The sequence below is a fragment of the Pseudomonas sp. S4_EA_1b genome (genome assembly GCF_016307435.1).
In the GTDB taxonomy this organism is placed as follows: domain Bacteria; phylum Pseudomonadota; class Gammaproteobacteria; order Pseudomonadales; family Pseudomonadaceae; genus Aquipseudomonas; species Aquipseudomonas rhodesiae.
The window spans coordinates 1-10,542 of record NZ_JAEILC010000126.1 but is presented as its reverse complement, the minus strand read 5'-3'; the positions used below and the strand labels follow the sequence as shown (position 1 = coordinate 10,542).

Sequence of the window (10,542 nt, the reverse complement as noted above, 5' to 3'; positions counted from 1 at the left end):
GCGTCGCTGATGCGACACCGCCCGCTCCCGGACCCGCCACGGATATCCCGGGTCTTTCAAGCAAGCGTAATGGTGCCAAGCCGGAGAATATTTGGAGTGGTTTTCGTCAGGGCCCCGATGGCAATTGTGTCACTGTCTCGGCGATTAAGGCGGCGATGCATCGCTTCGGTCAAAGCCCAACGGATATTTATAAAGAGGTGAAAAAAACCAGTACGGGTTATCACGTGGTCATGCGGGACGGCTATGAACTGACCTTGAGCGACCAAGAGTTGAGAGAGGGCGCACAAGGCGCGAAGTTTATTGGCCCGGACAAAGGAATGCTCAAGGATGCGCAGTTTTTGTTTGCGGTGAGCGCCAAGCGTGCTCAACGGGACAATAACGACGGCACGGCGGGCAGGAGTTACCGTGCAGCGATCCACAGCTTGAACAACGGTGAGGATGAAACCATGGCAGGTGAGGGGTTTGAACGGCTTGGATTGAAAAAGCACATGAAAAGAGTCTCCGTGCGTGAGCTCGCCCGTGGACAAATAGGCATGTGTAATCGAGCCGGGCATTCGGTGGCGGTTATCAACGGACGTGAAGAGTTGTGGGGGCGACAGGGTTCGACACCGAGACGGGGCGTTGCAGTAGCCCTGGTCTAGGGGTCGCTTACCTGCGCTGAAGGGCGGGTGTCGGCTATACCAGCAGCCGTCTGAAGCCTTCGATCGGCAGCGGACGACTGTGTAAATACCCCTGGTACAAATGGCAGCCCAGCATCTGCAGGAATGCCAGTTGTTCAGGGGTTTCCACGCCCTCGGCAATCACCTCCAGATTCAAACTGCGCGCCATGGCCACAATGGCGCGGATGATTTCGGCATCGTTGGGATCGTGGGTGGCATCGCGGACAAACGATTGGTCGATTTTCAGCGCGTCCACCGGCAAGCGCTTGAGGTAAGTGAGGGATGAATAGCCGGTGCCGAAGTCATCCATCGCAAAGCTCACGCCGAGTTTTTTCAGGCGGCGCATCTTGCTGATGGTGTCGTCGAGGTTCTGGATCACGATGCCTTCGGTGATTTCCAGTTTCAGCAGGCTGCAGGGCAAGGAGTGCTGCTGCAGACTGCGCTCCACCCGCTCGACAAAATCGCTCTGGCGGAACTGCCGCGGGCTGATGTTCACGCACAGGCTGAAGTCCAACGGGTCGATCTTGCCCTCCTGAAGCAATTGCCCGAACGCCGCGCAGGCCTCGTCGAGAATCCAGGTGCCGACTTCAAGGATCAAGCCACTGTCTTCCAATACCTTGATAAATTCCGCCGGCGACTGCGCGCCCAATTGCGGGTGCTGCCAGCGCACCAAAGCTTCGGCGCCGACGATACGGTTGCCGCGCGCGTCCACTTGCGGCTGGTAATGCACGCTGAACTCGCCGCGGGAAAGGGCCAGGCGCAGGTCGGTTTCCATGCGCAGCCGTTCGCTGGCGGTCTTCTGCATGCTGTTGTGGAACATTTGCGTGGTGTTGCGCCCCGAGTCCTTGGCGCGGTACAGCGCGATGTCGGCGCGCTTGAGCAGGTCGGCCGGGGTCGAACCGTGGTCGGGGATCAGCGCCACGCCGATGCTGGGAGTGACTTGCAGGCGGTGACCGTCCAAAAACATTGGCTCCGAGAGCAACTCACGCAGGGTATTGGCCAGGTTCTGAACCTGATGGCTGACTTCGTTGCGTGAGCCTTCCAGACCGCTAAGCAACACCACGAACTCATCGCCGCCCAGGCGCGCTACGGTGTCTTCCATGCGCACGCTGGCTTCAAGCCGCGCGGTGACGATTTTCAACACGGTGTCGCCCACCGGGTGGCCGAGGGAATCGTTGATGTGCTTGAAATGGTCCAGGTCCAGAAACAACAGCGCTCCGCGCAGGTTGTGGCGCTTGAGCAATGCAATCTGCTGGCTCAGACGATCCATCAGCAGCGCGCGGTTGGGCAGGTTGGTCAGTGGGTCGTGATAGGCCAGGTGGCGGATCTGCGCCTGGGCGTTTTTCAGCAGGCTCACATCCCGCGCCGTCAGCAGCAGGCACGGGGTTTCATTCAGCGTAATGGGCTCCACCGAGACTTCCACTGCCAGCAATTCGCCGCGTTTGTTGTGCCAGAGCATCTCCAGATGATGGATGCGACCCTTGATCTGCAGCTCGGCCAGCAGCGCCGAGCGCTGTTTGTCGTCGGCCCAGATGCCGATCTGATAGAGGGTCAGACCGATGGCCTCTTCAGCACGGTAGCCGGTCAAGCGGCAGAAACCATCGTTGACTTCTACATACCGGCCGGTGTCGCGTTCGGTGATCGAGATAGCGTCCGGGCTGGAATGGAACGCCTTGGCGAACTTTTCTTCGCTGGCCTTCAACGCCGCCTCCGAACGTTGTTGCTGGGTGATATCGCGCAAGGTCGTGACGATGCACGGTTGCTCCCCCACTTTGATCAGGCGGCTGGAAATTACACAGGTGAGGCTGCGGCCGTCTTTGTGATGGGCCACCACCGCCACATTGTTCAGCGCTTGCTCGCGGATTACTCGCTCGATGCGCTCAAGGCGCTGGCTCGAATCGTTCCATAGGCCGATTTCATCGGCGCTTCTGCCGATCACCTCGGCGACGCTCCAGCCGAAGGTCTGGGTAAACGCCGGGTTGATCTCGATGAACGCGCCGCTATCCAGGCCGGTGACGCAGATTGGGTCGGGGCTGGCCTGGAACAGACTGGCGAATTTCTCTTCGGAGGCGCTCAGGCGCTGTTCCCGTTCGACCTGGTCAGTGATGTCCAGCAGGGTACCGGCCATGCGCAACGGCGCGCCCTGGGCGTCGCGGTACAGGCGGGCGCGGCTTTCCAAATAGCGTGAGGAGCCGTCTTCCATCGGCACGCGGTAGGTCAGCTGATAGTTGCCGGCCGGGCCTTCGCGCAGGGTGCGGTAGGCATGGCGCATATTTTCGCGCTCTTCATCGGGCATGCCTTCGAAAAACGCATCGAAGGACTCGTGGAACGGCTCCGGCGGCAGGCCATGCAGTTGGGCGGCGCGGGCCGAGCCGTAGAGCATGCCGCTGGGGATGTGCCAGTCCCAGGTGCCCAATTGCGCGGAATCAAGGGCCAGGTCGAGACGCTCTTGGCTGTCCTTGAGGGCGTCCTCGGCCATTTTGCGTTCGGTGGTGTCGAGGAACGTGCTGATCAGGTAGGCCTCACCGTCCAGTTCGACCTTTTGGGCGCTGAGCGTGCCGTCGTGGATCTGGCCGTTACTGGCGCAGAACTGCACTTCCATGGTGATCGGTTCACCCTTACGCTGGGTGGCTTTGACCAGCTGCGCGCGTTGTTCGGGATGGCGCCATAGGCCCAGCTCCAGGGTAGTGCGGCCAATCGCATCGGCCAGGGGCCAGCCGAACAGCATTTCAAAATACTGGTTGGCTTCGCTAATCAAGCCGTCGGCCTGGCGGGTCAGCAGCACCATGTTCGGGCACAGGTGGAACAGCGTGGCGAAGCGCTTTTCGGAGTGGCTGAGGGCGCGCTCCCGCTCGCGCTGCTCGGTGATTTCGCGGATCACCCCGATCATGCGGCCCCGTCCGGTGTTATCCGGCACCACACTGCCGTTGATCTCCAGCCAATGAAAGCTGCCGTCTGGCCACTGGATGCGGTGGTGCATGGCTTGCTCGAACGGCTCGCCGGCCAAGACTGCGTGGAAGGCGCGCACCACCCGGGAGCGATCGGCGGGGTCCAGCAGTTCCAGGTATTCCAAGTCCTTGGGCAGTGGCTGGCGCGGGTCGAAGCCGAACAGCGCCTGGGTGCCCCGTGACCAACTGATGCGCCCGCTGTCGATTTCCCAGCACCATGCGCCCAGGCGCGCGGCATTGAGCGCCGCCAGCAACTGCGGGGCGCTCTCCCAGCTTTGCTCCGCCTCACGCGGGTCGAGGGCGTAGATGCGGGGCAGCGGTGGCATGGAATCGACGGGGGTGCGCATTATCAAAGGGCCTTGGCTCACTCAATGGGCAAACAACGCGGTCCTGCTCAATAAACCGGGACGCAGTAGGTCATGCCGATATCCCCGGGAGATCGACCTGTGCATCCAGCAAGCTCATAAAGGCCCGCGCAGCGTTCGACAGCGTCCTTTCGGTGTGCACGATATAGCCTAGCTGCCGACTGAGCTGTATGCCTGGCAAAGCGACACTGGCCACCTGATCGTCCAGCATGGTACGCGGCAGCACGCTCCAGGCCAGGCCGATGGACACCATCATCTTGATAGTTTCCAGGTAGTTGGTACTCATCGCGATATTCGGCGTGAGCCCCTGAGCCTCGAACAAACGGCTGACAATATGGTGGGTAAAGGTGTTACCGCCAGGGAATACCGCCGGGTGGCCGGCAATGTCGGCCAGGCTGACAGGGCTATCGCCGGCCAGGCTGTGTTCCGGCGCTACCACGAAATCCAGCGGGTCGTCCCAAACGGAGGTGGCGCGCACTAGATGATGAGGGTCGGGCGCCAGGGTGATCACCGCCACTTCGGCACGGCCATGGAGGATTTCTTCGTAGGCCACTTCTGAATCCAGAAACTGAATATCCAGGGCCACGTTAGGGTACTGCCGGGTAAATGTGCGCAGTACCGGCGGCAGGCGATGCAGGCCGATATGGTGGCTGGTGGCAAGGGTCAGGCGCCCGCTGACTTCGCCGGTGAGATTGGTGAGGGCGCGGCGCGTGTCGTCCAGCACATTCAGAATCTGATACGCGCGCGGCAGCAGGGCACGCCCGGCTTCGGTCAGGCCAACCTCGCGGCCCAGCCGGTCGAACAGCCGCACGTTGAGCTGTTGCTCCAGGCCAGCAATGCGCTTGCTGATGGCGGGCTGGGTCAGGTGCAGGCGCTCGCCGGCCCCGGAAAAGCTGCCAGTCTCGGCGATGGCAATAAAGGCATTGAGGTTGGCCAGGTCCATTGTTGTATTCCAGTTGGTAATCCAAAGCATAAAAAATATGAATTTGAGTTATTTAATGTAGCGCCATACCATCAGCCTCACAAGCCAAAGGGTTATTGATACGTCTCAAAACCCGGGGCATAGAAAGACCGCTGATGAGGACCGACTGATGGCCGGCAAAACGCTTTACGACAAGCTTTGGGATTCCCATGAAGTGAAACGGCGCGACGACGGTTCGTCGCTGATCTATATCGACCGTCACATCATCCATGAAGTGACCTCGCCCCAAGCGTTCGAAGGCCTGCGGCTGGCCGGGCGCAAGCCTTGGCGCGTCGATTCCATCATCGCCACCCCGGATCACAACGTACCGACCACTCCCGAGCGCAAGGGCGGCATCGACGCCATCGCCGACCAGGTGTCGCGCCTGCAGGTGCAAACCCTCGACGACTATTGCGACGAATATGGCATCACCGAGTTCAAGATGAATGACGTGCGTCAAGGCATCGTGCACGTCATCGGCCCGGAGCAGGGCGCCACGCTGCCGGGCATGACCGTGGTGTGCGGCGACTCCCACACCTCCACTCATGGTGCGTTCGGCGCGCTGGCCCATGGCATCGGCACTTCCGAGGTGGAACATGTGTTCGCCACCCAGTGCCTGGTCGCCAAGAAAATGAAGAACATGCTGGTGCGCGTCGAAGGCCAATTGCCTTTTGGCGTGACCGCCAAGGACATCGTGTTGGCTGTGATCGGCAAGATCGGCACCGCCGGCGGCAACGGCCATGCCATCGAGTTCGCCGGCAGCGCCATTCGCGATCTGTCCATCGAAGGCCGCATGACCATTTGCAACATGTCCATCGAAGCCGGTGCCCGCGTGGGCATGGTGGCGGCGGACGAAAAAACCATCGAGTACGTCAAAGGCCGGCCGTTCGCCCCGCAAGGCGCCGACTGGGCCGCGGCGGTCGAAGCCTGGAAAGACCTGGTGTCCGACGCCGATGCGGTGTTCGACACCGTGGTCGAGCTGGATGCAACCCAGATCAAGCCGCAGGTCAGTTGGGGCACTTCGCCGGAAATGGTCTTGGCGGTGGATCAGAATGTGCCGGACCCAGCCAAGGAAACCGACCTGGTCAAGCGCGGCTCTATCGAGCGCGCCCTGAAGTACATGGGGTTGACCGCCAACCAGGCGATCACCGATATCCAGCTGGACCGCGTGTTCATCGGCTCCTGCACCAACTCGCGGATCGAAGACCTGCGCGCCGCGGCGGTGATCGCCAAGGGCCGCAAAGTCGCCTCGACCATCAAGCAAGCCATCGTGGTGCCGGGCTCGGGCCTGGTCAAAGCGCAAGCCGAGGCCGAGGGCCTGGACAAGATCTTCCTTGAGGCCGGTTTTGAATGGCGCGAGCCGGGCTGCTCCATGTGCCTGGCGATGAACCCGGACCGTTTGGAGTCGGGCGAGCATTGCGCGTCGACCTCCAACCGTAACTTCGAAGGGCGTCAGGGCGCCGGTGGCCGTACCCACCTGGTCAGCCCGGCCATGGCCGCCGCTGCTGCCGTCAACGGTCGTTTCATCGACGTTCGCGAATTGATCTGAGGAATACCCGATGCGAGCTTTTACCCAACACACAGGTCTTGTCGCGCCGTTGGACCGTGCCAACGTGGACACCGACCAGATCATCCCCAAGCAGTTCTTGAAATCGATCAAGCGCACCGGCTTCGGCCCCAACCTGTTCGACGAGTGGCGCTATCTGGACGTGGGCTATGCCTATCAGGACAACTCCAAGCGCCCGCTGAACAAGGATTTCGTCCTCAACGCCGAGCGTTACCAGGGCGCCAGTGTATTGCTGGCCCGGGAAAACTTCGGCTGCGGTTCCAGCCGTGAGCACGCGCCGTGGGCCCTGGAAGAATATGGCTTTCGCAGCATCATCGCGCCGAGCTTTGCCGACATTTTCTTCAACAACAGCTTCAAGAACGGCCTGTTGCCGATCATCTTGAGCGACGCCGAAGTGGACGAGCTGTTCCAGCAAGTGGAAGCCACTGTGGGCTACCAATTGACGGTGGACCTGGCCGCGCAGACCGTGACCCGTCCGGACGGCAAGGTGTATCACTTTGAAGTGGATGCCTTCCGTAAGCACTGCCTGCTCAATGGGCTGGACGATATCGGCCTGACCTTGCAGGACGGTGATGCGATTGCGGCGTTTGAAGCCAAGCACCGAGCCAGCCAGCCTTGGTTGTTTCGTGACGCGTAAATTGATGTAGGCAGGGCCGGCTTCATCGAGGGCAAGCCCCCTCCCACCTTTTGAGTTGTGAATACATTCAAATGTGGGAGGGGGCTTGCCCCCGATAGGGCCGGTACCAGCAACACAACCCTTGAAGGATGCCACCATGACCGCCACCGCCCACACCCAAGTCGTGCAAAAACAATTCGGCGAACAGGCCTCGGCCTACCTGAGCAGTGCCGTGCACGCCCAAGGCACCGAATTCGCGCTGCTCCAGGCCGAGCTTGCCGGGCAGGGCCACGCACGGCTGCTGGACCTGGGCTGCGGTGCCGGTCATGTGAGTTTCCATGTGGCTCCATTGGTCAAGGAAGTCGTGGCCTACGACCTGTCCCAGCAGATGCTCGACGTAGTGGCCGCCGCCGCGCAGGAGCGCGGTCTCACCAATATAAGCACCGTAAACGGTGCCGCCGAGCGCTTGCCGTTCGCTGATGGCGAGTTCGATTTTGTGTTCAGTCGCTATTCGGCCCACCACTGGAGTGACCTCGGCCTGGCCCTGCGCGAAGTACGCCGGGTGCTTAAACCAGGGGGCGTGGTGGCCTTTGTCGATGTGCTGTCACCCGGCAGCCCGCTGCTGGACACTTACCTGCAAACCGTCGAAGTGCTGCGCGACACCAGCCACGTACGCGATTATTCTGCCGCTGAATGGATGCGTCAGCTCAGCGAAGCGGGTTTGCACGTACGCAACAGCAGCCGCCAACGGCTGCGTCTGGAATACACCTCTTGGGTCGAGCGCATGCGCACGCCACAAGCCTTGCGCACCGCGATTCTTGAGCTGCAGCAAGCGATGGGCCAGGAAGTGCGCGATTACTACGAGATTCAAGCCGACGGCACCTTCAGTACCGACGTGCTGGTAGTGTGGGCCGAGCGCTGATTAATTTTTCCGACCTGTCCCGCGGATGGGTCGCCCGATGAAATGAGGCAAGCATGAGCAAGCAGATTCTGATTCTCCCTGGCGACGGTATTGGTCCGGAAATCATGGCCGAAGCGGTCAAAGTTCTGGAGCTGGCCAACACCAAGTACAGCCTGGGCTTCGAATTGAGCCACGACGTGATCGGCGGCGCCGCCATCGACAAGCATGGCGTGCCGCTGGCCGATGAAACCCTGGAACGTGCTCGCGCCGCCGATGCCGTGCTGCTGGGCGCCGTGGGCGGACCGAAATGGGACAAGATCGAACGCGACATCCGTCCGGAGCGCGGTTTGCTGAAGATCCGCGCGCAACTGGGCCTGTTCGGCAACCTGCGCCCGGCGATCCTTTATCCGCAGCTGGCTGATGCGTCGAGCCTCAAGCCGGAGGTGGTGTCGGGTCTGGATATCCTGATCGTGCGTGAGCTGACCGGCGGTATCTATTTCGGCGCCCCACGCGGCGTGCGCGTGCTGGACAACGGCGAACGTCAGGCATACGACACCTTGCCCTACAGCGAAAGCGAAATCCGCCGGATCGCCCGTGTCGGTTTCGACATGGCCCGCGTGCGCGGCAAAAAGGTCTGCTCGGTGGACAAGGCCAACGTACTGGCGTCCAGCCAACTGTGGCGCGAGATCGTCGAAGAAGTCGCCAAGGACTACCCGGACGTGGAACTGAGCCACATGTATGTCGATAACGCCGCGATGCAGCTGGTGCGCGCGCCCAAGCAGTTCGACGTGATCGTCACCGACAACCTGTTCGGCGACATCCTGTCCGACCAGGCCTCGATGCTCACCGGTTCCATCGGCATGCTGCCGTCGGCGTCTTTGGATACCGACAATAAGGGCATGTATGAACCTTGCCACGGCTCGGCGCCGGACATCGCAGGGCAGGGCATTGCCAACCCGCTGGCGACTATCCTTTCGGTGTCGATGATGCTGCGTTACACCTTCAACCTGAGCGACGCGGCGGATGCCATCGAGAAGGCCGTGAGCCTGGTCTTGGATCAGGGCTTGCGCACTGGCGACATCTGGTCGCAGGGTTGCACCAAAGTCGGTACGCAAGAAATGGGCGACGCAGTAGTCGCCGCGCTGCGGAATCTGTAATCTCTCGGGCCCGCTTGCAGTTGTTGCTGCAAGGCGGCCCACTTTTTAACAAGGTGTAGTTGCGATGAAACGTGTAGGTCTGATCGGTTGGCGCGGTATGGTCGGTTCCGTGCTCATGCAGCGGATGCTGGAAGAGCAGGATTTCGATCTTATTGAGCCGGTGTTTTTCACCACGTCGAACGTGGGTGGCCAGGGTCCGTCCGTGGGCAAGGACATTGCTCCGCTCAAGGACGCCTACAGCATTGACGAGCTGAAGACCCTCGACGTGATTCTGACCTGCCAGGGCGGCGACTACACCAGCGAAGTCTTCCCCAAGTTGCGCGAGGCCGGCTGGCAGGGTTACTGGATCGACGCCGCGTCGAGCCTGCGCATGCAGGACGATGCCGTGATCATCCTGGACCCGGTCAACCGCAAGGTCATCGACCAGCAACTGGACGCCGGCACCAAGAACTACGTCGGCGGCAACTGCACCGTCAGCCTGATGCTGATGGGCCTGGGCGGCCTGTTCGAAGCAGGGCTGGTCGAGTGGATGAGCGCCATGACCTATCAGGCGGCGTCCGGCGCCGGCGCGCAGAACATGCGCGAGCTGATCAAACAGATGGGCGCCACCCACGCCGCCGTCGCCGATCAATTGGCCGATCCGGCCAGCGCGATCCTCGACATCGACCGCCGTGTGGCCGAAGCCATGCGCAGCGAAGCCTACCCGACCGAGAACTTCGGCGTGCCGTTGGCCGGCAGCCTGATTCCCTGGATCGACAAGGAGCTGCCCAACGGTCAGAGCCGTGAAGAGTGGAAGGCCCAGGCCGAGACCAACAAGATCCTCGGTCGCTTCAAGAGCCCGATCCCAGTCGACGGTATCTGCGTGCGCATCGGCGCCATGCGCTGCCACAGCCAGGCGCTGACCATCAAACTGAACAAAGATGTGCCGATCGCCGATATCGAATCGCTGATCAGCCAGCACAACCCCTGGGTCAAGCTGGTGCCGAACAACCGCGAGATCAGCATGCAGGAGCTGAGCCCGACCAAGGTCACCGGCACCCTGAATGTACCGGTGGGTCGTCTACGCAAGCTGAACATGGGCACCCAGTACCTGGGCGCATTCACCGTCGGCGACCAGTTGCTATGGGGCGCGGCCGAACCGCTGCGTCGCATGCTGCGGATTCTGCTGGAGCGTTGATCGCCTGAGGCGGTAAGAGAAACCCGCGTTCTGGTGACAGGCGCGGGTTTTTTGTTGGGAGTTCGGGTGCTATCGGGGGCAAGCCCCCTCCCACAGTGGGGTCTCGCTGTCGCGCGGCAAAATGGGGGGGGGCTTGCCCCCGATGGCCGTGGGGGAGCGAAAAAAAATACAAAATGTACCCCGATCAGCCC

General features: G+C 61.5%; 8 protein-coding genes. 6 read left to right on the top strand and 2 right to left on the bottom strand.

All coding sequences use genetic code 11. The features are described from left to right. The coding region (locus YA0848_RS30890; protein WP_232925217.1) for a hypothetical protein at window positions 1-641 on the top strand (641 nt) is incomplete at its 5' end. A gap of 34 nt (window positions 642-675) precedes the next feature. On the opposite strand, the gene YA0848_RS30885 is transcribed toward YA0848_RS30890, so the two are convergent. Both YA0848_RS30885 and YA0848_RS30880 read right to left on the bottom strand, forming a co-directional pair. After that, window positions 676-3,954, bottom strand: a complete 3,279-nt coding sequence (locus YA0848_RS30885) for a PAS domain S-box protein (RefSeq protein WP_034099180.1) — start codon at window positions 3,952-3,954, stop codon at window positions 676-678. A 70-nt stretch (window positions 3,955-4,024) separates the two neighbouring features. Continuing rightward, the gene (locus YA0848_RS30880) at window positions 4,025-4,915 is read right to left on the bottom strand and encodes a LysR family transcriptional regulator (RefSeq protein WP_034099178.1); all 891 of its coding nucleotides are present in this window, start codon (window positions 4,913-4,915) and stop codon (window positions 4,025-4,027) included. Window positions 4,916-5,063: 148 nt separating this feature from the next. On the opposite strand from YA0848_RS30880, the gene leuC reads away from it, so the two are divergent. The 5 genes from leuC to asd all read left to right on the top strand — a co-directional run bounded on the left by leuC (window position 5,064) and on the right by asd (window position 10,351). Further along, complete coding sequence (gene leuC, locus YA0848_RS30875) at window positions 5,064-6,482, top strand: 3-isopropylmalate dehydratase large subunit (protein WP_034099176.1); 1,419 nt, start codon at window positions 5,064-5,066, stop codon at window positions 6,480-6,482. A 10-nt stretch (window positions 6,483-6,492) separates the two neighbouring features. Then, on the top strand, window positions 6,493-7,137 hold the full coding sequence (gene leuD / locus YA0848_RS30870) for a 3-isopropylmalate dehydratase small subunit (RefSeq protein WP_034099174.1): 645 nt from the start codon (window positions 6,493-6,495) through the stop codon (window positions 7,135-7,137). Between the two features lie 136 nt (window positions 7,138-7,273). Further along, window positions 7,274-8,038 (top strand): class I SAM-dependent methyltransferase, encoded by a 765-nt coding sequence (locus tag YA0848_RS30865; RefSeq protein ID WP_034099172.1) that lies wholly within the window; start codon window positions 7,274-7,276, stop codon window positions 8,036-8,038. Between the two features lie 53 nt (window positions 8,039-8,091). Next, the gene (gene leuB, locus YA0848_RS30860; protein ID WP_034099170.1) at window positions 8,092-9,174 is read left to right on the top strand and encodes a 3-isopropylmalate dehydrogenase; all 1,083 of its coding nucleotides are present in this window, start codon (window positions 8,092-8,094) and stop codon (window positions 9,172-9,174) included. Window positions 9,175-9,238: 64 nt separating this feature from the next. Further along, window positions 9,239-10,351: an aspartate-semialdehyde dehydrogenase gene (gene asd / locus YA0848_RS30855; RefSeq protein WP_034099168.1), complete on the top strand. Its 1,113-nt coding sequence runs from the start codon at window positions 9,239-9,241 to the stop codon at window positions 10,349-10,351. The last annotated feature ends 191 nt before the right edge of the window (window positions 10,352-10,542 follow it).

Bases quoted from the DNA above. Each gene is read 5' to 3' on its own strand.
- YA0848_RS30885 (WP_034099180.1), bottom strand. From the start codon at position 3,954: ATGCGCACCCCCGTCGATTCCATGCCACCGCTGCCCCGCATCTACGCC.
- leuD (WP_034099174.1), top strand. From the start codon at position 6,493: ATGCGAGCTTTTACCCAACACACAGGTCTTGTCGCGCCGTTGGACCGT.
- leuB (WP_034099170.1), top strand. From the start codon at position 8,092: ATGAGCAAGCAGATTCTGATTCTCCCTGGCGACGGTATTGGTCCGGAA.
- asd (WP_034099168.1), top strand. From the start codon at position 9,239: ATGAAACGTGTAGGTCTGATCGGTTGGCGCGGTATGGTCGGTTCCGTG.
- YA0848_RS30880 (WP_034099178.1), bottom strand. From the start codon at position 4,915: ATGGACCTGGCCAACCTCAATGCCTTTATTGCCATCGCCGAGACTGGC.
- leuC (WP_034099176.1), top strand. From the start codon at position 5,064: ATGGCCGGCAAAACGCTTTACGACAAGCTTTGGGATTCCCATGAAGTG.
- YA0848_RS30865 (WP_034099172.1), top strand. From the start codon at position 7,274: ATGACCGCCACCGCCCACACCCAAGTCGTGCAAAAACAATTCGGCGAA.